Genomic DNA, 25,415 nt, shown 5'->3' with positions numbered 1-25,415 from the left:
ACTCACTATACAAGCAGAAGATATCGGCAACTATTATGGCGATACCAGCTCAAACAAAGTTTATCTCGACGTGGGAATTGTTGGGATAATAGTCCAATGGAACGCTTTTTTAGGAGCCTTAAGACAGAATGGATACCAACGACAGGGTATCGCAACTTTGCAGAAGCTCAGCAAGAAATTACACGATACATAATTGGATATTATTGTCAGCTTCGCCCGCATCAATATAACGGCGGACTGACACCTAATGAATCAGAACGATTGTTCTGGTTAAACTCTAAGATCGTGGCCAATATTAGTTGACCACTACAGTTTTAGTAATATCCTCATCAGAAATAAGATCAACGTTATCACAACCATTAGAACCACAGACATCAGAAGGACCTGCTCCACCAATAGTCTGTTTAAGCCCAATGGGAAAAACACGATTATTTATCGACAGTGACTTTAGTTTTGTTTTTCTTTAAAACCAACTTCATTCTAACTCCAAAAAAAGTAAATTAATTTTTATAGCGAAACTAAGATTAAAAATGTCCACATGGAATCAAAGTTAAATTAACTTCAACCCTGACAAATCCCCACAAAAAAATACGAATAAATAATGAGATAGATAAAAAAGAGAGGAACATTCATGGCATTTGGTGATCAAATTTATCGCCAAACAAAAATTACCACGAGTAAATACCATGAATGCAAAGCAAGTTTTATCAGAATGTCTCTCTCTTATCACCCCATCAATACACAAAACTCGTCGACAGAGTTTGTTTTCAGCAATCGAAAGTTCAATGAATGGTGGCTCCCTATCAATCACTGGCCTTGGTCGCGACATTGATAGTAATACCTTGGAAAAACATAAGATTAAACGTGTTGATAGGCTTGTAGTAACGTCAACTTAAATCGTGATATCGAGTTCATCTATACCCGAATAAGCTATTTGTAAGTCCGAACAATGAAGCAGCCAATTATTTATATCGATTGGTCAGATCTTGACGACCGTAAACAACACTTTCTAATCAGAGCTTCACTTGCAGCTCAAGGCAGGTCACTAACGCTTTACGAAGAGATACATCCACTCAGAAGCCAAAAACTCACCTGTTATTTATGACAAAACTAAAGGCTATGTTGTCTGACGACTGTAAGCCTATTATCGTCACTGATGCATGTTTTCGTATCCCTTGGTTTAAACAGGTTTGTCTCTTAATTGGGATTATGTAGGCCGCTTTAGAAATAGAACACACTGCAGAAAAATCGCGGTTCATCATTGGTATCCAGTCAAAAAACTCTATGTTCTAGCAAGATCTAGAGCTAAAAATCTCGGCGTATACTTTTTAGGAGAACAGGTCTCTTTCAGCTCTCGTTTAGTTATCTTTAAACGTGACCCTAAAGGACGAAAAGATAGAACCGCAACAGGTGATAAAAACAGGCGTTGTAAGCAGTCTCGTACGAGTGCCGAGCGAGAAAAAGAACCTTGGTTACTAGCGAAATCACTTTGTAACTCAAAATTTAAGGTTAAAAGAGCCGTTCAGATTTACGCAACGAGGATGAAAATAGAAGAAAGCTTTAGAGATGTTAAAACTGTTTTGAGAGTGAATGATAGCGGTATTCGAATAGCGAGCAGGCTGAGCGTATTACTACTCATTGCTTGTCTGTCACAGTTTATCCTTTATCTACTAGGTTTAGCAGTGAAAGCCGCGGGTAAACACTGGCAATATCAAGCGAACTCAATAAAGCACCGCAACGTACTCTCAAACCAATTTATAGGCTTGAGAGCATACAAAGACAATAATTTGAAGCTGTTGAAGTCGCATTGGCAGTCGGCATTTAAGATGCTGCAGAATTTTGTTGTGGCTCCACAAGCATACTTATAAATTCGTGGGGTCCCCTCAGGCTCCAACCCAAAAAAAATCATACTCAGATAGAAGAAGTAGTAAATAGTCACTAAGGTAGAATTTAAATAAAACAATAGTCTACATTCATGCTTTTAGTATAAGCATCATAATAATGCATTACATTTCAGGTTAAAAACTACTCCAAGCGACCACCGACATAATTATTCCATAAGTTAATAGCTGTCATCAGCAACATTGACTGTAGTGTATTGCTTATACAAAAATTTTAATCTAAAAAATATTTTGGCAGGGACTCAAAAGCAGCAACAAGGGGAACTTTATAATAATGGCCATTTTGAGAGTCAGTGCTTTATCATCCGGATTAACGCTACAAAGTAACAGGCAGAAAATTATTTGCAAACACCAACTTGTTACAACTACATTGCATCTTAGTAAACACAGCGGCCAGAGCCAGCAGCACCGTCAGCTGTTGCTTGGGGAGCTTTTCGCTGGGCGCAGCTATACCGTAGCTGAGTGACACAGCAACAAAATTATTAATTGCGATTTATATCAGTAGCCTCATGCCCCGCTCCCGCTATTTGTGCAGTCGCGTCATTAGGCAGAACCGCATTATCCTTGGTTAGTTTTTTTAATTGATTTTTCTTTAAAAGTAATTGCATTTTTCATTCCTGATTTAGAATCATCATTACTGATGCACTCATCAGCAACTAGCTGAAATAACCTTAAACTAGCTGAAAAAATTAACAGCTAGCAATAAAAATCAAAAAGCCTAACCCTTAAGTTAGACTCAAATTTCTTTAAGCTTTTATTGCGCCGTGCCCTTTATTAAGGGGCACCATAACAACCATCCCATCCCCCATTAGGATTTTTTCGAGCACTGTAATCAGGTCGGCAACCTCTAACGGTTGGTTCAGGTGGGCAAGTATCGCTTGCTTGAGGTGGGCAACACGGAGTACAAGCTCCCGCTCCCGCTATTTGTGCAGTCGCATCGTTAGGCAGAATCGCATTATCTTTGGATAGATTTTTTAATTGACTTTTCTTCAATGATAATTTCATTTGAAATCCTTTATTAATGAATAACAAGTTAATTTACGATGTAAATCAACTGTCCTTGTAAGCACTGATTTATTTAGTGACCAGTTTTATTAACCGGCAGTGCTGACATTAAAACTACTGGGATAGTCACAATAATAAAATACCAACATAGTGCTCATTGCGAATAATAATGATGAAAACGATTCACCTATAGAGAGAGCGAAGCTATTGCGTGCCACCACCTAGCTTGTATTATATTTGTCAATAATCAAATTAACCTAGAACCCTGCAACTTATGTCATATATCGCTCCTATCCGTTTATCTTTATCACAACAAAAAGAGATAAAAGTCATTCATCATTGTTTTGTTGCTAGCATTATTAATAGCTCGAATATTCAATATAGTTTCTTAGACGGCCGTACAGGTGAAATACCGTATCTATATTTAGTAGAGAGCACTATTGACTGCGACACTCTAAAAGTTGAACAGCTGATCAATACCGATATAGATCACCTTATGGCGGCGCTATCAACCCAAGAGTTACCGTTAGGAATAAGTAATGGTGTTAGCGGCATAGGCTGGACACTTGAGTTTCTTAATCAACAACAGCAAGACTACGATGCGGAGCTTTGCGATACCCTAGATCAATTACTGATTAACCACATTAGCTCCCCACAATGGCACGGAGAGATTGAATATGTATTGGGGTTAGCAGGTATAGCGACTTATGCCGCCAGAAGATTAGAGCACTCAAATGACTACCGACTATACGATAAGGTTATTGGACACTATGAAGGATTAGCAATAAGAGTGAATGAAGAGCAGCTATCTTGGCCACAACCTACAAACTCAGTTTTCAGGCTCAACCCAGAGGCAGTCGATGATATCGAGTTCAATTTAGGCTTAGCTCATGGTGTTCCCGGTATTATTGCCGCCATTTTACCCGCACTGGCAATCCCTCAGTTGGCAAGCAGAGTAACAACACTGCTCATTCATAGTTGCAATTGGTTGATCGAGCAGCAAATTACAACTGACGAACATAAACTGACTTTTCCAACGGCAGTTGGGTCAAAAAGGGCTTCAAGACTAGGATGGTGCTACGGCGATCTGACTATTGCGCTTACGTTAGCACGTGTAGGCCAAGCACTTAACATCAGCTCTTATATTGAAGTAGCGCGCGACACCGCAATGCGATCAAGCAACAAATCCGCTAGCGAGGGCCTTATTAACGATGGAGCATTTTGCCATGGCAGTAGCGGCCTTATCACTATCTTCCAACTGCTAAATGAAATTCTTGATGAACCTCAACTTGAACAAGCTGCGTCAAACTGGCTAGATTTCACCCTGCAACTCTATAAAGATAATGGCCTTAAAGGCTTACTCGGCAATACAGATGAATCAGATAACCACGAACAAAACAGCGGTTTTCTCATGGGCTATGCCGGGATCGGCTTGGCACTTATCACTGCCACGACAGGCAATGCAGATTGGGCTGATAGCCTGCTATTAAAGTAAAGGATGACTAATGACAAAACCATTTGCAAGCAACGAAAGCTTCTTCGCTATTCGCGCACCAAGATTGCCACTAGCAACAATAACTCAAATATCTGCTGGCCACGATGAAATGCGCCAGCAATTACAGGTTTGGCTAGCAATGCCTGGGGTAGAAGAAGCGTTGTATTTAGCGAGCCCCGCGCTAATAGACAGTTTGAACCAGTGGCGAGCAAAACCTGATACAAAACAGTCTTTACTTAAATACTTGCTCCGCATGAACTCTCGCCCAACACCATTTGGACTGTTTTCTGGCATTGGATTAGGTAAAGTCACAGACAAGTGCAGCATCATTTGCAAAAACTACTTACAAGACCAACGTAAAACACGTCTAGATGTGTTTTACCTAAGTGTACTTAAAGCTAAAGTGGCAACACTCGCTTTACGCGATAAAACCTTACGGTATGTGCCCAACAGCTCACACTATTTCGTCGCCAAACAATGCCGTTATATTGAACCTTATCAATCTAATAACAGCCAACAGTATCGGCTATCAGCGATTGATACCGACGAGTACTTTCTAACAGCCTTATCACTTGCCAAGCAGCAACTGCCTTTTAGCTCTCTTGTAGAACAATTTCTGCTAACCTATCCCGAAGCCGCCAAATCTGATGTTGAAAGCTATATCGGGTGTTAATCGCATTGATATAATTTAAGGAATAAATACATCTGAATGATACCAAGCTTCCTTTCCAATTTATAAGTTAAAACGAACTATTGAAATTACACCCGCTATTATTTAGGTTCATATTTACCACATTCAAATTTAGATATTATTGCACCAGTTATATCTGTATAACCAAAAGCAGGGGGCATTATCAAAACCATTCGAACCACAACCTCCTGACTGACCACCAGCACCAATCACTTTAGCTGCAGCACCGGTAGAAAAATGGCATTACACTTCAAGTATTTTTATAGAATTTTATTTAAAATTAATATCAATATGCGCCCCATTGATATTTAAATGAAAAATTAGTGTCACCTAAGTGACAAGGTAGATTGTAAATCAATCTAATAATAGTGTGCAGATTATACCAATTTCATTAATTATTTTGCCCGTTCATAGTTCCGCTACTTTTCAATTAAAAGTGTATTGGTATGGAAATGGCTATTGCCTTTTAAGCGAATGTAAAGCAGAAATGAAAAGACTGAGGAGCTCACATAGTGCGGCTGAGGCAAAAAATGACAAAACGCTGTATGCTTTGCTATGGGATTTGGATATAGAATAACTATTAGTTCAAATCCCGTTATTTGCCTACAGCGCTTTAAGTTCCAGCTACATGGTTAAACTTTTAATGCAATTGGTATTAATATGGTCGGTCTGGCTCGCCTGGCTGGCAGCCATATCCAGGTTGACCGGGTTGACCGGGTTGACGATTACTATAGCAATGGTCATAAGTCTCTACAGTATATCCAGGATGATTGTCTGTCGCATTTGGCGGACAACCTAAACTGCAAGTATCTGTTGGGCAATGACCGCCAGCAATTTGGGCGGTAGCGTCACTCGGAAGTACAGCTTCATCTATGGAAAGATTTTTAATCGGCTTCTTTTTTAATGTTAATTTCATTATAGCTCCTTGCTGTTATAAAATATATTTTCCAACCTTTAAAATCAGCATGGTTTATGGCCATACCAGTTAGAACTAGCTATCAGCTAGAAAACTTACAATAGCGATGAAGTAAAATTAACAGAATACTAAATAAGTACTATTTAAAGGCGTAATGCAATGAAAATAATTCATACTATTTTAAAATAAAACCATTGTACTCAACAAATCAACTTGTATTATTTAAATGACATTAAAAATGTCAATTTAAAGTTACCCATCCATGCACATGATAACGCCACTAGATTTATCCTCAGAAAAAAAGTTAATAATTACCAATATACACAATAAAGTTGTTGATTACATCGTTAATAAGAAGGATATTAACTACCATTTTCTAGGTGGAAGAACCGGAGAAATCCCCTACTTATATTTAGTAGAAAAACTCATTGATAGCGATAGTTTCGATATAGAGCAACTGATTAACGCCGATATAAGTAATATTATAACGACTCTATCGACAAAAGAATTAGCACTAGGAATGAGTACTGGAGTCAGCGGTATCGGTTGGACACTAGAGTTCCTAAACCAACAGCAAGCACTAGATTATGATGTAGAGTTTTGCGCGGCAATCGATAACATGCTACTTAGCCGCATTACTTTTCCCAAATGGCAAGGCGAACTAGAGCATGTCTTGGGCTTAGCAGGTGTGGCAGCCTATGCCGCCAGAAGATTAGAGCAGTCTGATGACTACCGCTTGTACGAACAAATAGTCAAACACTATGAAACCCTTGCAATAACAGTAGCGACAAATCAAGTGTCGTGGCCACAACCTGTAAACTCAGTCTTTAGATTGAATACTGAAGCAGCAGAAAAGAAAGAGTTCAATTTAGGCCTTGCTCATGGCGTCCCCGGCATTATTGCGGCACTCATCCCGGCGTTGGCCATTCCCCAACTTAAAGCTAGAGTCGAGACGTTAATCACTTACAGTTGTAATTGGTTAATTGAGCAGCGAATTAACACTGCTGAACATGAACTGACCTTTCCTGCAGTTGCAGGAGGAAGCTCAGCCTCTAGGCTTGGTTGGTGCTATGGCGATCTCACCATTGCGTTGACCCTCGCTCGCGCAGGTCAAGCGCTTAACATTAGCAAATTCACCGATATCGCACGAGAAACTGCACTATTTTCTAGCAAAAAAAATGCTGAAGCAGGTCAAATTTTCGAAGCCGGAATTTGTCATGGCAGTAGCGGACTTATCACTATATTCCAACTGCTAAATGAAATTCTCGATGAACCTCAACTTGAACAAGCTGCATTAAAATGGCTAGATTTCACCCTGCAACTCTATAAAGACAATGATCTTAAAGGATTCACTGGTTTTACTGCCGAGCCTGATGAATACGAACATAATACTGGTTTCTTGACTGGCTATGCAGGGATTGGTTTGGCGCTTATCACTGCCACGACAGGCAATGCAGATTGGGCTGATAGCCTGCTATTAAAGTAAAGGATGACTAATGACAAAACCATTTGCAAGCAACGAAAGCTTCTTTGCTATTCGCGCACCAAGATTGCCTCTAGCAACAATTACTCAAATATCTGCTGACCACGATGAAATGCGCCAGCAATTACAGGCTTGGCTAGCAATGCCTGGGGTAGAAGAAGCGCTGTATTTAGCGAGCCCCGCGCTAATAGACAGTTTGAACCAGTGGCGAGCAAAACCTGATACAAAACAGGCTAAAAAGACTGAACAGTCTTTACTTAAATACTTGATCCGCATGAGCTCTCGTCCAACACCATTTGGACTGTTTTCTGGCATTGGATTAGGTAAAGTCACAGACAAGTGCAACATCATTTGCAAAGACTACTTACAAGACCAACGTAAAACACGTCTAGATATGTTTTACCTAAGTGCACTTAAAACTAAAGTGGCAACACTCGCTTTGCGCGATAAAACCTTACGGTATGTGCCCAACAGCTCACACTATTTCGTCGCCAAACAATGCCGTTATATTGAACCTTATCAATCTAATAACAGCCAACAGTATCGGCTATCAGCGATTGATACGGACGAGTATTTTTTAACAGCCTTATCACTTGCCAAGCAGCATCTGTCTTTTATCTCTCTTGTCGAACAATTTCTGCTAACCTATCCCGAAGCCGCCAAATCTGATGTTGAAAGCTATATCGAGCAGCTAATTAGCGAATCGGTATTAGTCGCTAATCTGCCTATGCCACTCACTGGTGACTCACCAGATAACAGCCTAGTCAATACGCTCAAAGCCATCGGCAAGGCCGAATACTCCGATCAATTAGCAACAGGTTTATGGAAGCTACAAGAATTTGATAAGCAGGCTCCTATAGCCGTCGAAAAATATCGCGCCATCAGCCACTCTTTAAAGAACGACCTCATCAAGCCCGATGAAGGTAAACTGTTCCAAACGGACTGCATACGTCAATTCGATAGCTGCCAATTGTCGCAGCAAGAGATCGACAAACTCGGCCGCTATTTAGATTTTCTGCATAAAAATAATCAAAACATCTATTCGCCTTTTAGCGATTTCATACAGAAATTCAACCAACGCTTTGAAGGCCAATTTGTGCCATTGAATCTATTGCTCGATGAAGAGTCTGGCATTGGCTTTTCCAACGAAACAGGTTATGAATCGCCGCTCATTGCAGGCATAAATGTAGTACGCACCAATAATCAAAGCCGAACACAAGCCACTAAAACCTTACTGGATATTGAAATAGAACGAGCTTATTCAACTCCAGATGCCAGCAGAAGTAGTGTCCTCAACATCTCATCAACAAAGATGAAAAAACAACTAAAAGCTGAAGTGAAAGATAGCAAGCTACCTGCATCCTTTGCGGCTATGGTCTCATGCTATTACGATGAAACGGGTGACATTATATTTAAGTTCAATGGTTGCTATGGGCCATCAGCAGCCAACTTGCTAGGCAGATTTTGCCACCTAGATGACAACCTTAAGACTAAAGTCCAGGCACATCTTGGTCAGGAAGAGTCGTATAATCCAGAGGTCATATTTGCTGAAATAGCACATGTACCAGAAGGCCGCCCCGGTAATGTTATTGCTCGGCCGCACCTACGAGATTACGAAATTAGCTTTATGGCAGACTCATCAGTTGAGCCCAGTAAACAAATAGGATTAAGCGACTTATATGTATGGGTAGAAAATAATGAAGTGAAACTTTGGTCGATAAAGCATGATAAGCAAGTGATACCAAGGCTATCCTGCGCCCACAACTATTCTAACAGAAGCCTCAGTGCTTATCGTTTTCTATCAACACTACAGAACCAATCGACTTCTCTACCCACTTTCTCAAAACCAGTAAGCATGGATAGTGCCGCCTTCACACCTCGAATAATGATTGATAACCTGATTCTGGCAGAGAAATCTTGGAAAATACCGCGAGAAGAATTAGAAAAATTATATCAAAAAGAGCAAATCAACTCCAAGCAATGGCAAACACTTCAACAACAATATCACCTCGACAATTGGGTACTGTTCTCTGTGAATGACAACGTATTACAGCTCGACCTGCGCAACCCTGCAATGCTGGATATTTTGCTGTCAGAGTCTAGAGGGATTAAACTTATTCATCTAAAAGAAGTTCTTAGCCAAACGTTATCACCCGTGGTCAGCGATAAAAATGGACAGCACTATAATAGTGAAATCATTATTCCGTTTTTCAATCCTGAAGCGACAAAGCACACATGCCTGCATGAAAATCCAGGGAAGAATATTGCAGCACAAAATATCATTCGCCGCTTTGCACCGGGTTCAGAGTGGCTCAGCCTCAAAATATACTCGGGCAACACCACGGTCGAAAACTTACTCAGCGAACGGCTGCTGCCTTTAATTGAACAGCATAAAGAGTTATTTAATAAGTGGTTCTTTATCCGTTACGGCGATCCGGACTGGCACATAAGACTTAGATTTCAAGGTTCTCCAGCGAAACTTTATGGCCAACTATTACCGATACTAAATTCAGTCTTTGAACCTTTATTAGCCGCCAATCAATTACATCGAATTGAAGTATCAACCTACGAGCGTGAAGTGGAACGCTATGGTGGCCCGCAAGCGATGGAGTTAGTCGAAACGCTATTTATGGCTGATAGCCAACTTATTGCGACAACGATGCAAAGTATCGATGAGTTTGGTGAAGACATGCGCTGGAGGATTGCAGTACTCAGCTGTAATTGGTTATTTGGCATGTTTGGTTACAATGATAAAGACACGCTAAACCTATTAACAAGATTACGTGCGGGCTTTGGAGCCGAGTTTAATGAAAGCGCAGTGATGCGCAAACAGCTAGGCAAACGTTTCAAAGAGAAACAAGCATTATTGGAAGCTGACATGGCTCAGCTAGCACACCTTTCAGCAACAAACGTTGCAACTGCCGAGCTTTCAGCAAGCCAATTGGAATTACACAGGCTATTACAGCAGTGGCGTATAACTGTTGAACCGATGATTGCAGCGCTTAAAGCACTCAATGAGGACGGCAAACTTAACTGTAGCTTTGATACCCTGATTAATTCACTGCTGCACATGCATAATAATCGGCTATTTAAAGCCTATGGCCGGGAGCAAGAATTAGTGGTTCATGATTTCAGCCGACGGTTTTATTTCTCTAAAATTCAAAAAGAGAAGCAGCACTAATCTTTACCTAACCAGCACCGAGCAGTTGTAACGGCCTCTAATCAGCTACAACTGCTCGCATATACTATTTCTGATAACGCCACACATTTTGCACACATTTAATAGTTAAACCCAAAGAAAAGCTGAGTAATTTTCAGCTTTAGGGTTATCAAACAGTGTTTTTCTAATTGCTTGTTTCATTGTAATTTTTTTGTAATCTAAGTGACATATTCTAACGCCACCTTTTTAGATATCGGTCAACGGAATGAAAATTTCAACTCTGTCACTCTCTGCATCCGCAGTATTATTATTCATTGCAGCATTACTCGCAGGGGTGGTGTTTTGGAGTAGTGAAGAGCGACAATTTATTGAGCAACAAACCTCAGAATTACAGCAGATCCAAAGAACGTTTCTGGTAGAGATAAGGCGAGAGCTTGATAGCTACCTGTCGAGTGGTGATGCCAGTAAACTTGAACAAGCAAAGCTCAATCTAGCTGAAATTCAAGCCGACATAGCTCAACAAGAAAGTGTCGAAGTCCTTCCCTTACAAGCTGCGATTAGCAGTTTCGTGCTTGCACTCGATAATGATTACCGCGCCGCAGGTAAGCTCGCGGGCAACCCACGGCAACTGCTTGCCCATGCTGAATCAGAGATGCTCGATTATAATCGACGCCTAGCCGATTATGCTTTTCAAGGCTTGCAACAACAGCCAGATCTTGCCAATAAATATCTAGCGCTAACCCGAGAGCTTCCTCCGTTAGTTTATGGTTTATCTCAAGTCACTGATGGTTACTTAATCGGCAAAGAACAACGTCTAAAACCAATGCTAGACAGTCTGATTACAGAGCTCAATGTTTGGCATGATACGCTCGAAACCCTACCGCTTATCGGCATATATGAAACAGTGGAAGTCGATGAATTTGCTCTTGGTGATGATGGCGGAGAAGAGATAGAAATTGGCGAAAATGCCTACAACGAACTATTGAGCTTAAGTAACCGCTATAACAAAGAGGTCAATAACACGCACTCTCTAGTCATTGATAACCAGCGAACTCAGCAAGCGATGACGCAAGATATCGCCAATATAGAGCAACTTTTGTTAGCGTTAAGCTTAGAGCAACAACAGCATAATCAGCAATTGAAACAAGAGCTCAGCATGGTAATTTATACCATGGTGTCAGTACTGATTGTGTTCGCCATTGGCTATTTAGTACTGCAACAGCGCCGCGTGATAAAACCACTAAAACACCTTAATCGCGCCTTCCACAAATTGAGTGAATCAAACAGTAGAGAACGGCTCGCGATACAGCGCCGCTGTGAAACAGGCCAAATTGCTGGCCATTTTAATCAGCTTTTACAAAGATTTGAAAAAGAAGATGAGGTACAAAGAGAGCAAATAACCCAGGTATCACAATCCTTAAGCTTGCTGGTTGAGCGCATTTCGCACATTTCCGCCAGCACAGAACAGACCCAAAATATTGTACTCACAGCCCAAGATCAAACAGAGCATATCCGGGTATTAGCACACGATGTTAGCCAAACTTCTGAACAGGTCGAAAAAAGTGCACAACAGACCATGAAGCAGATGCAGCTTAGTCAGCAAGAGGCGCAGGCTGTATTAGATGCCACCGAAGAATCACAGACGGCAGTAACCCATTGTCACCAGTCACTTTCGAGCTTAACTACCTCAGTCTCTGACGTATCTAGGATCATTGATGTCATTAGCAATATTGCTGAGCAAACCAACTTACTCGCGCTCAATGCAGCTATCGAAGCGGCTAGAGCCGGTGAGCAAGGTCGAGGCTTTGCCGTGGTTGCTGATGAAGTACGTAATCTTTCACAACGCACGCAAATCTCCCTAAAAGAGATCATGCAGATCCTCAATCAACTGACTCAAGCCAATAGCGATCTCGATACTCGAGTACAAGGCATTGAAGAAACTACATTGTTACAGAAACAGCGAGCACAAAGCCTTTGGCAAGTAGCACAAAGTGTGCAAACTCAAGCAAGTGAAATGGCTAGCACCGCCCAGCAGGGAGCCAGCTGCACGTTAGAACAGGTGAGTTATCTTGACGATTTTGTCAGCGCAATGAATAGCCTCAAAAACCATGCTCAAGCTGCATCACAACAAAGTGAGGAAATTGCCAATGAGGTTGAACTCAGCGTTGAAAATATAGAGGTCAGCCTCGGGATTAAAACTGCTGTTTAAAAAAAGAGACATTTCTTGGTAACCTTTATGTAAAAACCCAGCTAAAATGAACTTACTTTCAACAGCATATTGCTGGGTTTAATTATAATAGGGACATCATGAAAAGCCTCCTCTTAAGCGCAATTATTGCGACAAGTTTTTTATCAGGTCAGGTAAATGCTGAAACCACTGACTCTCCTTTTGCCGTATCAGTCATATCTGCTATGGAAGCCTACGAAGACTCTCCAGACAGCTCACTGTCTAAAGGCGTTGGTTTGTCATTGATTTGGGATGACTTACGCTATGACAAAACCTACAAGCTAGACAAAAACTACTTTAGAGTGCGCGGTACCTATTACTACGAAAAAGATTCAGAAAAATACGATGAAGATCGATATCGTAACTCGATGGATTTAAAGTTTCACTACCAACGTCCATTCATGAACATCAATGATAATATTGACCACACTTTGAGCTTTGTTGGCCGTCTTGAAGGTCACTACAACAGCCAACAACTGGAAGAGTTTGAGGTTTTAGCGGTAGCAGGAATAGGGCTGAACAACCGTTATGGTACTGAAAATTTCTATGATTTAGGTCTTACTCTAGGTTTAGCTTATAGCGAAGAGGAAAAAGATGATGATTGGCCACGAGAGTCTCAAGGCATTACAGAAGAAGAGCTAAACCGTAAAGGCTACGGCTACTATTTCGCTTGGAGTAACCGCTACACCTTTAGCCACACCGGCGTACAGCTATCATTAGAATACAGTCGTTACGACGGACTTTGGGGCTATGACAGCAACAAATCATATACCTTCAACCGGTTAAATATGGGGGTGATAGTGCCTTTGTCGAATAACAATAATCTGCTGCACTTTATGACTCAATATATCGACAGAGAGTCAGAGCAGGATCTGATCGGCTTTGATGATGTGCTGTATCGAGTCGCGGTTGAGTATGTACATTACTTTTAGCGCTTACTGGTAAGCACGCCAAATAATAAAAAAGGAGCTTATTCGCTCCTTTTTTATTGCTTCAATATGTAAAACTTAAATTGTCGCGAGCACAGTCTCAGCAGTGCTCACTTCAAATGACTTCGGTGCTTCAACATTAAGTGTTGTTACCACGCCATTATCAATTACCATTGCGTAGCGCTGCGAACGCGTACCACCAAAGCCAGCAGTTTCCATCTCTAATCCGAGTGCTTTAGTAAAACTAGCATCACCATCGGCTAACATCATCAGCTCTGATGCATTTTGCGCTGCGCCCCAAGCTTTCATTACAAAGGCATCATTAACAGATACGCAGGCAATAATATCGATACCCTTGGCTTTAAACTCATCAGCCATCACTACAAAACCGGGTAAGTGTGCTTCAGAGCAAGTGGGGGTAAAAGCACCCGGCACGGCAAAAAGTACCACTTTTTTATTGGAAAATAGCTCAGCTACGTTATGGTTTAACATACCTTCAGCTGTTAGTTCTGACAGAGTCCCCTCTGGTAAAGCTTGTCCTTGTTCAATCATCATCCGCTCCTTTCAATGTAATGTGGTAACTGTGGCTACATGCTAGTGCAATTTATCAAAAACAAATACAGATAGAAAATAAGGTTATCTAATCACAGTACTGATAGTGACAAAAAAGCTCATCGTTTATGATGAGCTTTTAACGCGTCGATTCAACTTAGCTAATTGCCGACTCCACCACTATTAACAGGGCCACTATCAGCAGTGACTGCAGGCCACTGTTTAAAGGTTGCCAAATGCTGCGCAACCGCTTCTTGTGCAGGGCCAAAGGCCCACATTTTTTGCCCCATCCATTTAAGGTACATACCCGACTCTTCCGCTGCCCGCTCGTAAGGATCTTGGCGTAAATTAAACAGTAACGGCGCATTTAACTCCTCTTTCGCCCCACTCCAACCATGATTCTGCACTACAAAATGCGCTTTCCAGTTACCAACCCTAACCGCCTGCAGCTTAGTACGCTCATAGTAGAAGATCTCTTTACGATTCGATGGCTTATCTTTAGTCAACATATCTAATTGATTATAACCGTCTAAATGCGCTTTAAAGCCTTGATATCCCTTAAGCATTTTTTGTTTAAGATCTTGCGGACCACCAGCTGCTGCGACTAAAGTGGGCAACAGATCCATGCCATCGAACATGCCATTATTCACCTTTCCAGCCGGAATATTATTTGGCCATTGGATCAAGAATGGTGCTCGAACACCACCTTCCCAAGTGGTCCCTTTCTCACCGTGAAACGGAGTCATACCGCCATCAGGCCAAGTCATTATCTCAGGGCCATTATCGGCAGTGAAAATAATAATAGTATTGTCTGCAATACCTAACTCTTCTATTTTAGCCAGCATTTCACCGACATGGTCATCGAGATCTTTCATCACCACTTCTTGTAGACCCCAACCATTACTGCCGAGCATTTTCTCATATTTAGGCGACAGATGAGTCCATACATGGCCTCGCGATGGGCAATACCAAGTAAAGAAAGGTTTATCTGCTTTAACAGCTCTTTCAATAAAGTTAATTGCATGTTTGTTAACTTCATCATCTAAAGTGCGCATTCTCTCAATTGGCAACGGACCATCATCTTTTATTGTCTGTCCCCCTTTGCCATCTGATTTTGCATAGATAACATTTCTTGGAGCAAACTTCTGAAATGCTTTGTCTTTTGGCCAGTCAGGATCTTCAGTGTATTCCATCGCATTGAGGTGATATAGCCAGCCCCAATACTCATCAAAACCGTGTTGAGTCGGTAAAAACTCGTCCCGATCACCTAAGTGATTCTTACCAAACTGCCCAGTCATATACCCCATGGTTTTTAAAACTTCTGGCAGTGTCGGTGTATCTTTATTTAGCCCTACAGGGCCTCCTGGTAGGCCTACAGTGTGCATCCCTGTTCTTACAGGAAACTGCCCTGTTATAAAGGCAGAACGACCTGCAGTACAAGATGGTTGCGCATAGTAATCTGTTAGCAGCATACCTTTTTCGGCAATGCTATCGATGTTCGGTGTATGGCTACTCATAACCCCATTGTGATAAGCGCTTAGATTAGAGATCCCAATATCATCAGTAAAAATGACGAAAATATTGGGTTTATCTTTGGCTGCACTCACATTGCATGACAGCACTGCGAGCATCCCCAGAATTATTGTTTTGTATACTATTTTCATTGTATTGCCTCTTTTTGTGCTTGCTTAAGCATAAAAATACCTGCCACACCAAAGCCAACCTCTAGCAAGAGATAAACAAACAACAACCAGTGAGACATTCCATCAATCATTAAACTGAGTAACCGCCCTGCACCTAGACCAAACATAAAGACAATTAGGTTATATAGGGCTGCTTGGCGATACTTTTGCTTATAAGCACCCAACAACCAAAATGCAGCATTGGCAAAATAGAGCCCCATAATGGCGCGAAAGATATGAGTGAAGTTGACCCCTTCAGCTTCTATCCCAAACAGAAAGTGCATTGATAGTGTTGGAAAGAGTCCATATGACAGTGCAATAGGGGTTAATCCTATCACCGCTAAGATGAGAAATTTACTGGGTAACGTCATCCACAATCCCTGTTAAATTCGATTTAAACAAAGACTAGTAGAGGATGATAAGGATTCAAGTTTTTGAGCGAGAAAAGGGGAAAAAGGGCGAAATTTACAATAGTTTATCTATTTGCCAATTAGAAATTGTAATGGCTAAGTAGCCAGAGGCTATACACGAGAAAATAGCTGAGTGTAAATAAACTAATCCCAAAATTGGAAGTACAGCAAAGGGTTCAGCAACAAGTCCCTACAACAAGCAACCGCAGCACCTTAAGCAATGACACTAATGAGTAAATTATTGTGCTTGCTGCACATACTCAGCAACTAACTCCCCCAATAGTTTAAAGCCATTTATCATCTCTTTATTCCAGGGCAGAGCAAAGGTTACCCGAAAATAATTATCATATCGTTGGTTGAGTGAAAACATCACCCCAGGCGCTATCGATAACTTATGTTCAATCACTTTATGCCACAGCACTTCACTGCTTAAACCATCTGGCAACCTAAACCACAAACAAGGCCCACCACTTGGCTGGCTGATATAAAATTGCTTATTCTCAACCACTGCCAACGCAGGGCTCAGCAATGCTAATGCCTCACTGTAGTTTGCTTGTATTTGATTGCGTAACTGCCTTAACAGCTTCTGGTATTGCCCGCTTTCCATCATCTGCTGCATCATATATTGCAGCACAATACTTGGCTCTTCAGCAATGGTTTGCTTGGCGAATTGGCACTCATCAAAAGTATTGATGCATAGCAAGTATCCTAGGCTTATTGTCGGTGAAACTGTATCAAAGAAGTCACCAATACTGATGACTCTGCAGGGTGATTTTTTATCGACAAGACTGGCAAGGGTTGCCGGGCGATAATGACCAAAATAAAGCTCGCCGCGGTCATAATCAATTAACGTCACGCCACGTTGCTCAGCCCATTCAATTAATTGTAATTTGTCATCAACACTCAGCACTCTACCTGTCGGATCGGCAAAGTTGGGATTGACCAAGTAAGTCGCAAACGGCTGGGACTTATAAGCATCACTCAGCAGATCCAGCTCATCTTGGTAATGCGTCTGCATCGGCACTTCAATCACATCGGCACTGAACTGTTTCAACATCGTCTGAAAGTAGAAAGACATCGGCGACTCAACAGCAATCGGCTGCTTTAACGCCTTTGCCGCCGTAAGCGCCAGCAACAAACCTTCTTGCCGACCATTGGTAACCAATACTTGTTGATGATCAAATACCTGCTGGCTTGACGCAAGATGCCGACATATAGCCTGTCTAAACTCAGCGACGCCTTCAATAGGGTCTTGCATCCACAATTTATACGGGCGCTTAGTCAACGCTTTTCGGTGTAATTGATTAAGCAGTATTTCGGGATCGATCACGGTACTTGGTGCAGTGCAAGACAGCGGTAATATGTCAGGATCGTTAAACGAGTACTGCACCGCTTGATCAAGCTCAAGGCTAGCGATGACTCGATTAATCTGACGCCCATAATTGAGCTCAACAACCTGCGGCCGTGCCACAACAAAATAACCCATTTTAGGCTTAGCTTCTATCCAACCTAGCCGCTCCAATTCGTGATAAGCCTGTACAACGGTAGACACGCCCAACTGCTTCTGCCTTGCCAAAGCTCGCACTGAAGTTAACTTACCCAGCAGCTGGCCCCTTTCAATCAACATTATTATCTCATCGACAATGCTACGATACTTAAACTGTTTCATGGGGCTTATTATCTGTATTGGGTTTTATGGGTAATAACTGTATCTGTTTTGCTTTATGAACTCCATGTAAAGTAAAACAGATACAGTTAGAGGAAGACAACAATGAATATAATTGCCGAAACGCCACGCTTAATCATCCGAGAGTTTAACCGTGAAGATGCAAAAGCGGTTTATCATTTCAACGCACCTGCAGAGGTTAACCGCTACACCGGTGATGCAGGTCTTTGTGAAAGTATTGAAGACGCATTGGGGATCATTGAAAACATATGGCTAAAAGAATACGCTAAATACGGCTTTGCTCGCTGGGCTGTGGTACTGAAGGAGACAAGCGAAGTTATTGGTTTTTGTGGTTTCAAAAATGAAACCCGCATTGATGCTGTTGATATTGGCTATCGTTTCCACCCAGATTACTGGGGTAAAGGTTTCGCCACCGAGTCAAATCAAGCTTGTATTGATTATGCCAAAGAGCATATGACTATTGATAAGGTTTATGGTGAGGTAATACCAGAAAATACAGGCTCAAGTCACGTACTGGAAAAACTAGGCTTTAAGTTTGAAAGGCAATATCAAGAGGATGGCTACACCTTGGACAGCTATGCCATTCAACTCAAAAGCTGACAACCTCTCTTTATCAATAGTAAACCGACAGCTAAATTAATTTCAACTGTCGGTTTAACTCAGCGCTGCTGCACGTTAGCCAGATACTTAAATGACCTTGGCTGGCTAACAGTTATTAGCATGCCATCAATGATTAGCCGCTAGGAGCAATTTTCTTATTCTTGCTTTCACAATGACAACTTCAAGTTGGTTACTTAGCTGCGCACCCACCAATAAAGCGATGGCAAACCCAGCCCAGGAAACCACACTCCTGAATGGTATAAAACCATATGATTCAAGTATAGAGCTTGAAATAACAACGGAGGATATTCCCGAAAAAAATGCGACCAATACTGCCAGCCACTTTGTTTCTGATTTTGCCTGTTGAATATAGCTCAGTGTTTCTGTGCTAGCGCTTTCCTTTAGTTGAGGAAATTCCTTTTTAAACCAATCTGTATAATTCAAATCACACTCCTTATGTTTAACCGTGCCGGCGCAATAACTATTTGCTCAACTATTACCCCAACAAGGGGCTGTCACTTTCGCGATTTAGTATCCAATATTTTAAAAATCTGCTGCCGTTGTTGAGGTGAAAATGCGTAATAACTAAAGCGAGTATTATTATAAATGTTGTCTTTTACGATAACTCTATAAGGTGGGATTCGGGTAATCTTGTAACCTTGGTATTCTTGCCAAGCAAATTCGGTAACTTTCTCCCCATCTCGATAAACAAATTTATCCTCGTTTAGGCAAAGCTGCTTCGAACCATTTTTATACTTAAGCAATAAATATCCAATAATACCAACTGAAATAATCGTAGAGAAAATAACCCCAAGTAACTGAGTACGAAAAAAGCCCTCCACATCTGAGAATAAATACAAAGTAAGAATAATACCAACCAAGTACCATACCCCATTGAAAACAGCTTCGTAAATCCGAGAAAATACATCTTGAAAACGCGATTGTGAAAATTCCATTTAGTTACAACCTTTCAAATTCCATAGTGATTGCTCGGCCTAATATCATTAATACCGACAGATAAACTTACCAACATACTCTAACGACAATGACAGCAGGCGGGTAAATCCACACTGCTAATTATTTATATACAAACACAAATAACAAATAAGCTTTTTTACAAAGAAAATGCCGTTACACACTTGTTTCCGTTAACTGCAATAAGTCCCACTTAGTACCATAAAGGTCTTTAAACACCACCACGGTACCGTACTCTTCAACGCGCGGCTCTTCGGTAAACTCGACGCCATTAGCTTGCATTTGATGATAATCTCGCCAAAAGTCATTGCTGTGTAAAAATAGAAATACACGGCCACCAGCTTGATTTCCAACAGCGAGCTCTTGCTCTGCACTGCTGGCTTGCGCCAGTAGCAGCTTGGTACCACTCGAATTCGGCGGAGAGATTAGCACCCAACGTTTGCCGTCACCTAAATCGGTATCTTCAATGAGCTCAAACTGTAGTTTCTGAGTGTAAAACGCGATCGCGTCATCATAGTTTTTAACCACCAAAGCAATGCTGCCAATGGTTTGTTCAACTGGTTTATTCATAGGTTACGGCTCCAACAATTAAATGCTAAAAAGACTGATTGACGCCAAGAATAACCAAGTAATGTGCGGCAGTAATCATCTAAAGAGGTGGAATTAAGGATGGCTCAAACAGAGTGTTGAGCCATTGTCTTGTTTGCACAGTCAGGCAAAGGTACTTTGGCCTGACATATATTACTTACTCAGCTAAGACCAACAGCTGCTGCTTAACCGCATCTGATGCAAATGAGTGCTCTACACTGATCTTGTAGATCTCGAAGTACTCTGCACGGCTAAGGTTAAACTCTTGCATCACCTTACGCACTTCATCAGTCATGGTGGTGTTAGAAACTGTACGATTGTCAGTGTTAATGGTGATCAACACACCATCTTTATAAAACTCACTAAACGGGTGCTCGCTTAAGCTATCAACCGCTTTTGTTTGCACATTACTGGTCGGGCAGCTTTCAAGCGCTACTGAATTGCGCTTAGTTAAATCATATGCCTGTTGATGCGTTTTAATATCGATACCATGACCAATACGTTCAGCGCCAAGCATTGCAATTGCATCATGCACATTTTGACCAACACCTTGCTCACCAGCATGAATAGTGACTCGGTAGCCCTTTTCAACCGCATACTTAGCATGGGGAATAAAACCTTCGCAAAAGCCAGCTAGCTCGCTACCAGCTAAATCAAACGCCACCACGCCATGATTAATAAAGCTCGCACCGGCGTCGATAACTTCATTCACTCTGTCTTTAGGCATATTACGAATAATCGATAGGATGAAATTACCTTTAATATCGCATTGAGCCTCCGCTCTTTTCATCCCTTTAACCGCACTCGCTATTACTTGCTCTAGGGTTAATCCACTTTGCAGGTGCAATAACGGTGCAAAGCGCACTTCAAGATACTTAACATTTTCATTAGCTGCGTCTTCAAAGACTTCAAAAGCGATGCGCTCTATACCTTCTGCGGTTTGCATTACCGACAACGGCAGTTCAAATCGAGTTAAGTACTCATCGAGGTTTAAACAAGGTTCTGGCGCAACCATCAGAGACTGAATTTCAGAAAGCTCAGTGCTTGGAAGCGTAATATTTTGCTGCTGGGCAATATCAATCACGCTTTGCGGACGGACGCTACCATCTAAATGGCAGTGAAGATCGATTTTGGGCAAGTTTAAATAATTCATAGGTCTCTACCTTTATAAATAAGACATCAAAGTCACAGACCTCATAATCAAGAATTTAAGGCTCTTGGTAGAAACTCCCAAACCATATCATTGGGATTATACGAAGTGATTAGCGGTTGCGAATTTAACATTTTTAGCAGTAAAACTACAAGTAAGTGAAAATTCTCCACAACTAAAATACAGACGCCACTTTAGGGTTAATAGTCTGTTATTGATGGAGTTTATTAAAAATAAGTTCACTTTACTCTTTGCCGCTATTTATTACTTTTAAATACATACACTTGGTTTTTTCACACTACTTTTTGTCTATTGATGAATTTCTGAAATTCATTTCGCGCCATAGCTAAACTATAAAATAAATCGATAATAACGCCATATTTAGTTGCTTATTAGCAAGCCATTGCCACGTTGAAGAGCCGAAAGCTCTGCTATCATAACTTTCTATGGCGCGCAGCGGTGCGCGAGTTCGAAATGATGGGCAAACATTATTGCCCCCACTATTTAAAGCACTTTTAGACTGACCTAAACCGTTACCTTTCAACACAGCGACAACAAACCAAATAGCTATATTAGCCAAATTAATAGTAAAGCTTCACAGGAAGTGACGCAAAAAACCAGTAAAAGGACAATTTCGGTCAGCTGTGAATCCCACATATAACGTATCTTCTGTCATTTGTTGAAAGTCGAATGCGCTCACAACCATTATTTAAAAAAACACATCTCATTAATCTATTAAATAACAACAACTTGATATAGATAATATATCGATTATAACAATTTTATTTATTCAATATGTTATCAATCCTGCCTCTCATTACGATAGCTGCATCACTTAAATCACCCACAAATTAGTTTAGAGGCTCCACCCATGAAACAAACTTTAACAACACTCTCTATTGCGCTACTAGCATTAGCGTCTAGCGCTGTAATGGCAGACACCATCATCGATAATAATCTTGATGACGTTAATTCATTTAGTAATGAAATGAGCAAAATGGAGGTTATCAATTTAAGCGGAGGCGTCTATGTGTCAATGGAATCCTACTACCTTGACGACGTACTAGAGGTCGCCGAATCAATCACCGCTGATGTTCAACTTAAAAAAGTTTCTGATGTAGAAGCGGCTAATTTGGGTCTAGTTCCGTCAGTTTCATATTTTGTGCATAGCAAAAACAGTATTGAGGAGCTCAGCGAGAAAGCCTCTATAAAACTGCTAAACGATAACCCTCAATACTTCAGTGCAGCACTGCTTAAGGGTGACAGGTTTTTGCAGGGTGAAAACGAATTTATAGCCAAAATCACAGAGTTTTCAGCGCCAAAATAGCCCTGGTAACTAGCACTAAAAATCCAATTAATTGAGTTAAATTCAACTTACAAAAAGGCAGTAAAAATGAAAATTCTAGGCGTAGCGTTAGCATTGAGTGTATTTCTTGTCGGTTGCCAGTCTCCCACTGAGTACTTGCAGTCATATCAACCTGAAGCAACCAAATCTGCAGAAAACAGATTCAAATTTGAAAATGATTGCAGTGATGTCTCATCAACGATGATCAGTAGCAAAAAGATTGCTATCGACGGATTCAGACAAGATTTTGAAAGACCACAATATCAAATCGGTGTTAAGGGCTGCAAAGTAAAGCAGGTTTATACCGTTAACTGTAATGAAGGCGACGGCTGCACAGTCATTGCTGCAACAAACTAATTATTAACAATTAACAGAGAAATTAGACATGAAAAACGAAGAAAACACTCTTTTTGGCAAAGATGCGATTTGGTTTGCCATCATAGGCATTATCGTAGCGCTCACAGGTATAGCAGCTATCGCAATGCCAGTTGCAGCAGGCGTCACCATCGCTAGCGTTATTGGTGGATGTTTTATCGGGGTTGGCCTTATTCAGCTATACCATGCCGTAGGCATTCCACAATGGGGTGACAAACTTTGGTATGTTGTCAGTGCGTTACTCTATACCATTGGCGGTATATTGATCTTAGCTGAACCTTTTGTTGGCGTGCTAACCATTACAGCCTTGATGATTAGCATCATGATGCTTAACGGTATCACTCGCATGATATTTGCTTTCAGTAATCGTAATACTATGAGCGGTTGGGGCTGGATCGCAGTTGGCGGCTTGATATCCACAGCGATTGCCAGTTACTTTTTCAGTTTAATGAATGATGCCGATTTTTCTTTATCTATATTGGGTATTTTTGTTGGAGTGTCATTTATATTCGAAGGCATTAGCTTTATTTTCATCGGTTCTGAAGTGAAAATAGCCGCTAGCGAGTAATCAACACGCAACAGATAAAACAAAGCCCAGATAGTGATATCTGGGCTTTGTGTTTAAAAACCTTTATTCATCGATACAGAAACTTAAGAGGTCATTGCCGCCTTAACATACACGTCGAAGCGGTTCTTTTTCTGAGCAAGTACCATACTCGGTTTGACTCCATCAAGATCTTCGGCGTAATCAGGGCGCTTCACCACCACACGTTTTGTCGCTAATTCGCGTGCTGGTTTAAGCAGGCCGTCAGCATCAAGATCGGCACCCACTAGAGTTTGAAATACTCGCATCTCTTTCTTAACTAATGCTGATTTCTCACGGTGAGGATACATGGGGTCAAGATAAACGACATCCACTTCGGTGCCTGATGACTTAGCGGCATCTGCTAGTGCATCAATACTTGAGCCATGAAATAGACTCATACGCTGTTGCATCCAGTCGCCAATCTCACTGTCTTCATAAGCGCGCCGCAGTCCGTCTTCTAACAGTGCCGCCACCACGGGGTGACGTTCAACCATAATCACTTTACAGCCTAGGCTTGCAAGCACAAATGCATCACGACCAAGGCCTGCAGTGCCATCAACAACCGTCGGAGTAATGCCTTGTTTCAGCCCAACGGCTTTTGCAATTGATTGACCACGACCGCCACCAAATTTGCGCCTATGAGCCACGGCCCCCGAAACAAAATCAACGCTGATACCATCTAATTTAGGTTCATCGCGCTTATATAGGCTTAACGTATTGTGTTCAAAGCGCAATTCAAATTCTGCATCATCGCTATAGGTTAGCCCCCAGCGTTCACAGGCTGATTCTAAAGTTGGGAAATGGCGATTGAAAAAAATACTAATCACTATCAAGCTCTGTTTCTGAAAATAGGCATAGCAATAATAGCACTCATCACTGCTGTATCTACAGTACTATTCACTATCCAAGAAGACTCTATTATTCAAACTCTGTAGGATACTGTGAAGCAAGCTCGACATGTTTTGAGTGCGCTCACTCTCTTTTAAGCAATACTCAACTTGCAAGAGTTACTTATAGCCTATTAAGCAAACTGCATAGCACTATCAAAAACCATCACTTTGCTCGAAATAGATTGGAGAGAATCTCAGAAAAAAGCATGGCACTATGGGCCATGCTTCATTTGCTCACTGTCAATGTAAATTCGCGATTAATTGCGACCAGGCATGCCATCGACACCTGGAGCTGTGCCAGGCTCGGTGCCTGGACCTGGAGGACAAATAGTCCCTTCGTTGCTAGGCGCACCAGTACCAGGTGCGTTTCCAGGTTGAGATGGATCTTCGCCTGGCGGGCAAACAGTTCCTTCTGTTGGAGTTGAAGCGCCAGCGCCTGAGACCAAGGCCAAATCTTTCAAGTCTAATACTTTCATTTTTACTTCCCTTATTGGATAAAATATACCGTGCGGTATATTACAAAGATATCCCAGCAAGAGAAGTTGTCAACGCTATCATAATCAACATGAATTTATCTTTAAAACAGCGTAACTATCTTCAATTTCGCCATACGAAAGTATTAAATAACTAACATCGCCCACTCAGCAGTCAACTGGACTGATTCAAAGATAAGTAGATTTTTAGCAATAATGCTAAATACCTGTCCAGTTGAGTGCCTATTCAACTACTCAATGTAAAGTCTCTTGTCTAATAACCCCCCCCCCCCCC

The 25,415-nt window shown here is 41.4% G+C and carries 24 protein-coding genes, 1 pseudogene and 1 riboswitch; of the genes and pseudogenes, 12 read left to right on the top strand and 13 right to left on the bottom strand.

Annotation, left to right across the window (positions count from 1 at the left end):
* Positions 1 to 303: integrase core domain-containing protein (locus AB4135_RS19620; RefSeq protein WP_371995124.1), on the top strand; the 303-nt coding region annotated here is incomplete at its 5' end.
* Positions 304 to 686: 383 nt separating this feature from the next.
* A pseudogene (locus AB4135_RS19615) lies at positions 687 to 1,868 on the top strand (IS4 family transposase).
* Positions 1,869 to 2,383: 515 nt separating this feature from the next.
* Here AB4135_RS19615 and AB4135_RS19610 read toward each other — a convergent pair.
* The gene (locus AB4135_RS19610; protein ID WP_371995123.1) at positions 2,384 to 2,509 is read right to left on the bottom strand and encodes a hypothetical protein; all 126 of its coding nucleotides are present in this window, start codon (positions 2,507 to 2,509) and stop codon (positions 2,384 to 2,386) included.
* A gap of 166 nt (positions 2,510 to 2,675) precedes the next feature.
* Positions 2,676 to 2,906, bottom strand: a complete 231-nt coding sequence (locus tag AB4135_RS19605; protein WP_371995122.1) for a hypothetical protein — start codon at positions 2,904 to 2,906, stop codon at positions 2,676 to 2,678.
* Positions 2,907 to 3,180: 274 nt separating this feature from the next.
* Here AB4135_RS19605 and AB4135_RS19600 point away from each other — a divergent pair, with 274 nt between their 5' ends.
* On the top strand, positions 3,181 to 4,401 hold the full coding sequence (locus AB4135_RS19600) for a lanthionine synthetase C family protein (protein ID WP_371995121.1): 1,221 nt from the start codon (positions 3,181 to 3,183) through the stop codon (positions 4,399 to 4,401).
* Positions 4,402 to 4,411: 10 nt separating this feature from the next.
* Positions 4,412 to 5,074: a lantibiotic dehydratase gene (locus AB4135_RS19595; RefSeq protein WP_371995120.1), complete on the top strand. Its 663-nt coding sequence runs from the start codon at positions 4,412 to 4,414 to the stop codon at positions 5,072 to 5,074.
* 673 nt (positions 5,075 to 5,747) lie between these two features.
* On the opposite strand, the gene AB4135_RS19590 is transcribed toward AB4135_RS19595, so the two are convergent.
* Positions 5,748 to 6,008: a hypothetical protein gene (locus tag AB4135_RS19590; protein ID WP_371995119.1), complete on the bottom strand. Its 261-nt coding sequence runs from the start codon at positions 6,006 to 6,008 to the stop codon at positions 5,748 to 5,750.
* Positions 6,009 to 6,270: 262 nt separating this feature from the next.
* On the opposite strand from AB4135_RS19590, the gene AB4135_RS19585 reads away from it, so the two are divergent.
* The 4 genes from AB4135_RS19585 to AB4135_RS19570 all read left to right on the top strand — a co-directional run bounded on the left by AB4135_RS19585 (position 6,271) and on the right by AB4135_RS19570 (position 13,810).
* Positions 6,271 to 7,494 (top strand): lanthionine synthetase C family protein, encoded by a 1,224-nt coding sequence (locus tag AB4135_RS19585; protein ID WP_371995118.1) that lies wholly within the window; start codon positions 6,271 to 6,273, stop codon positions 7,492 to 7,494.
* Positions 7,495 to 7,504: 10 nt separating this feature from the next.
* Positions 7,505 to 10,672, top strand: coding sequence for a lantibiotic dehydratase (locus AB4135_RS19580; protein WP_371995117.1), 3,168 nt, complete (start codon positions 7,505 to 7,507; stop codon positions 10,670 to 10,672).
* Between the two features lie 244 nt (positions 10,673 to 10,916).
* A complete protein-coding gene (locus AB4135_RS19575; protein ID WP_371995116.1) occupies positions 10,917 to 12,860 on the top strand; it encodes a methyl-accepting chemotaxis protein in 1,944 nt (647 codons plus the stop codon).
* 98 nt (positions 12,861 to 12,958) lie between these two features.
* A complete protein-coding gene (locus AB4135_RS19570; RefSeq protein WP_371995115.1) occupies positions 12,959 to 13,810 on the top strand; it encodes a hypothetical protein in 852 nt (283 codons plus the stop codon).
* Positions 13,811 to 13,885: 75 nt separating this feature from the next.
* On the opposite strand, the gene AB4135_RS19565 is transcribed toward AB4135_RS19570, so the two are convergent.
* The 4 genes from AB4135_RS19565 to AB4135_RS19550 form a co-directional block, all read right to left on the bottom strand.
* A complete protein-coding gene (locus AB4135_RS19565; protein ID WP_371995114.1) occupies positions 13,886 to 14,359 on the bottom strand; it encodes a peroxiredoxin in 474 nt (157 codons plus the stop codon).
* Positions 14,360 to 14,520: 161 nt separating this feature from the next.
* Positions 14,521 to 16,023: an arylsulfatase gene (locus AB4135_RS19560; protein WP_371995113.1), complete on the bottom strand. Its 1,503-nt coding sequence runs from the start codon at positions 16,021 to 16,023 to the stop codon at positions 14,521 to 14,523.
* The gene (locus tag AB4135_RS19555; protein ID WP_371995112.1) at positions 16,020 to 16,412 is read right to left on the bottom strand and encodes a DUF4345 domain-containing protein; all 393 of its coding nucleotides are present in this window, start codon (positions 16,410 to 16,412) and stop codon (positions 16,020 to 16,022) included. Before AB4135_RS19555 ends, AB4135_RS19560 begins: the two co-directional genes overlap by 4 nt.
* Positions 16,413 to 16,689: 277 nt before the next feature.
* A complete protein-coding gene (locus AB4135_RS19550; protein ID WP_371995111.1) occupies positions 16,690 to 18,120 on the bottom strand; it encodes a PLP-dependent aminotransferase family protein in 1,431 nt (476 codons plus the stop codon).
* A gap of 102 nt (positions 18,121 to 18,222) precedes the next feature.
* Here AB4135_RS19550 and AB4135_RS19545 point away from each other — a divergent pair, with 102 nt between their 5' ends.
* Positions 18,223 to 18,738, top strand: coding sequence for a GNAT family N-acetyltransferase (locus tag AB4135_RS19545; protein ID WP_371995110.1), 516 nt, complete (start codon positions 18,223 to 18,225; stop codon positions 18,736 to 18,738).
* A gap of 126 nt (positions 18,739 to 18,864) precedes the next feature.
* Here AB4135_RS19545 and AB4135_RS19540 read toward each other — a convergent pair whose 3' ends face one another.
* From AB4135_RS19540 to add, 4 genes are all read right to left on the bottom strand, one after another.
* Positions 18,865 to 19,182 (bottom strand): hypothetical protein, encoded by a 318-nt coding sequence (locus AB4135_RS19540; protein ID WP_371995109.1) that lies wholly within the window; start codon positions 19,180 to 19,182, stop codon positions 18,865 to 18,867.
* A gap of 71 nt (positions 19,183 to 19,253) precedes the next feature.
* Positions 19,254 to 19,694 carry a hypothetical protein gene (locus AB4135_RS19535; protein WP_371995108.1) on the bottom strand — a complete coding sequence of 147 codons (441 nt, stop codon included), beginning with the start codon at positions 19,692 to 19,694 and terminating at the stop codon, positions 19,254 to 19,256.
* 175 nt (positions 19,695 to 19,869) lie between these two features.
* Positions 19,870 to 20,283: a VOC family protein gene (locus AB4135_RS19530; RefSeq protein ID WP_371995107.1), complete on the bottom strand. Its 414-nt coding sequence runs from the start codon at positions 20,281 to 20,283 to the stop codon at positions 19,870 to 19,872.
* Positions 20,284 to 20,458: 175 nt separating this feature from the next.
* Positions 20,459 to 21,454, bottom strand: coding sequence for an adenosine deaminase (gene add, locus AB4135_RS19525; RefSeq protein ID WP_371995106.1), 996 nt, complete (start codon positions 21,452 to 21,454; stop codon positions 20,459 to 20,461).
* Positions 21,455 to 21,478: 24 nt separating this feature from the next.
* A riboswitch (purine riboswitch) is annotated at positions 21,479 to 21,578 on the bottom strand.
* 744 nt (positions 21,579 to 22,322) lie between these two features.
* Between add and AB4135_RS19520 the strand changes: the two genes are divergently transcribed.
* The 3 genes from AB4135_RS19520 (at position 22,323) to AB4135_RS19510 (ending at position 23,739) form a co-directional block, all read left to right on the top strand.
* Positions 22,323 to 22,778 carry a hypothetical protein gene (locus AB4135_RS19520; RefSeq protein WP_371995105.1) on the top strand — a complete coding sequence of 152 codons (456 nt, stop codon included), beginning with the start codon at positions 22,323 to 22,325 and terminating at the stop codon, positions 22,776 to 22,778.
* Between the two features lie 66 nt (positions 22,779 to 22,844).
* Positions 22,845 to 23,153: a hypothetical protein gene (locus tag AB4135_RS19515; RefSeq protein WP_371995104.1), complete on the top strand. Its 309-nt coding sequence runs from the start codon at positions 22,845 to 22,847 to the stop codon at positions 23,151 to 23,153.
* Positions 23,154 to 23,181: 28 nt separating this feature from the next.
* Positions 23,182 to 23,739 (top strand): HdeD family acid-resistance protein, encoded by a 558-nt coding sequence (locus AB4135_RS19510; protein ID WP_371995103.1) that lies wholly within the window; start codon positions 23,182 to 23,184, stop codon positions 23,737 to 23,739.
* 83 nt (positions 23,740 to 23,822) lie between these two features.
* On the opposite strand, the gene AB4135_RS19505 is transcribed toward AB4135_RS19510, so the two are convergent.
* Both AB4135_RS19505 and AB4135_RS19500 read right to left on the bottom strand, forming a co-directional pair.
* Positions 23,823 to 24,590: a class I SAM-dependent methyltransferase gene (locus AB4135_RS19505; RefSeq protein WP_371995102.1), complete on the bottom strand. Its 768-nt coding sequence runs from the start codon at positions 24,588 to 24,590 to the stop codon at positions 23,823 to 23,825.
* Between the two features lie 314 nt (positions 24,591 to 24,904).
* On the bottom strand, positions 24,905 to 25,123 hold the full coding sequence (locus AB4135_RS19500) for a hypothetical protein (protein WP_371995101.1): 219 nt from the start codon (positions 25,121 to 25,123) through the stop codon (positions 24,905 to 24,907).
* Between the last annotated feature and the right edge of the window lie 292 nt (positions 25,124 to 25,415).

This window comes from Shewanella sp. 10N.286.54.B9 (assembly GCF_041468565.1).
Taxonomy (GTDB): Bacteria; Pseudomonadota; Gammaproteobacteria; order Enterobacterales; family Shewanellaceae; genus Shewanella.
This window is presented reverse-complemented; position numbering and strand designations above follow the sequence as displayed.

Excerpts from the sequence above, each read along its gene's own strand:
- AB4135_RS19610 (WP_371995123.1), bottom strand. The coding sequence starts at position 2,509 with ATGCAATTACTTTTAAAGAAAAATCAATTAAAAAAACTAACCAAGGAT.
- AB4135_RS19605 (WP_371995122.1), bottom strand. The coding sequence starts at position 2,906 with ATGAAATTATCATTGAAGAAAAGTCAATTAAAAAATCTATCCAAAGAT.
- AB4135_RS19600 (WP_371995121.1), top strand. The coding sequence starts at position 3,181 with ATGTCATATATCGCTCCTATCCGTTTATCTTTATCACAACAAAAAGAG.
- AB4135_RS19595 (WP_371995120.1), top strand. The coding sequence starts at position 4,412 with ATGACAAAACCATTTGCAAGCAACGAAAGCTTCTTCGCTATTCGCGCA.
- AB4135_RS19590 (WP_371995119.1), bottom strand. The coding sequence starts at position 6,008 with ATGAAATTAACATTAAAAAAGAAGCCGATTAAAAATCTTTCCATAGAT.
- AB4135_RS19585 (WP_371995118.1), top strand. The coding sequence starts at position 6,271 with ATGCACATGATAACGCCACTAGATTTATCCTCAGAAAAAAAGTTAATA.
- AB4135_RS19580 (WP_371995117.1), top strand. The coding sequence starts at position 7,505 with ATGACAAAACCATTTGCAAGCAACGAAAGCTTCTTTGCTATTCGCGCA.
- AB4135_RS19575 (WP_371995116.1), top strand. The coding sequence starts at position 10,917 with ATGAAAATTTCAACTCTGTCACTCTCTGCATCCGCAGTATTATTATTC.
- AB4135_RS19570 (WP_371995115.1), top strand. The coding sequence starts at position 12,959 with ATGAAAAGCCTCCTCTTAAGCGCAATTATTGCGACAAGTTTTTTATCA.
- AB4135_RS19565 (WP_371995114.1), bottom strand. The coding sequence starts at position 14,359 with ATGATTGAACAAGGACAAGCTTTACCAGAGGGGACTCTGTCAGAACTA.
- AB4135_RS19560 (WP_371995113.1), bottom strand. The coding sequence starts at position 16,023 with ATGAAAATAGTATACAAAACAATAATTCTGGGGATGCTCGCAGTGCTG.
- AB4135_RS19555 (WP_371995112.1), bottom strand. The coding sequence starts at position 16,412 with ATGACGTTACCCAGTAAATTTCTCATCTTAGCGGTGATAGGATTAACC.
- AB4135_RS19550 (WP_371995111.1), bottom strand. The coding sequence starts at position 18,120 with ATGAAACAGTTTAAGTATCGTAGCATTGTCGATGAGATAATAATGTTG.
- AB4135_RS19545 (WP_371995110.1), top strand. The coding sequence starts at position 18,223 with ATGAATATAATTGCCGAAACGCCACGCTTAATCATCCGAGAGTTTAAC.
- AB4135_RS19535 (WP_371995108.1), bottom strand. The coding sequence starts at position 19,694 with ATGGAATTTTCACAATCGCGTTTTCAAGATGTATTTTCTCGGATTTAC.
- AB4135_RS19530 (WP_371995107.1), bottom strand. The coding sequence starts at position 20,283 with ATGAATAAACCAGTTGAACAAACCATTGGCAGCATTGCTTTGGTGGTT.
- add (WP_371995106.1), bottom strand. The coding sequence starts at position 21,454 with ATGAATTATTTAAACTTGCCCAAAATCGATCTTCACTGCCATTTAGAT.
- AB4135_RS19520 (WP_371995105.1), top strand. The coding sequence starts at position 22,323 with ATGAAACAAACTTTAACAACACTCTCTATTGCGCTACTAGCATTAGCG.
- AB4135_RS19515 (WP_371995104.1), top strand. The coding sequence starts at position 22,845 with ATGAAAATTCTAGGCGTAGCGTTAGCATTGAGTGTATTTCTTGTCGGT.
- AB4135_RS19510 (WP_371995103.1), top strand. The coding sequence starts at position 23,182 with ATGAAAAACGAAGAAAACACTCTTTTTGGCAAAGATGCGATTTGGTTT.
- AB4135_RS19500 (WP_371995101.1), bottom strand. The coding sequence starts at position 25,123 with ATGAAAGTATTAGACTTGAAAGATTTGGCCTTGGTCTCAGGCGCTGGC.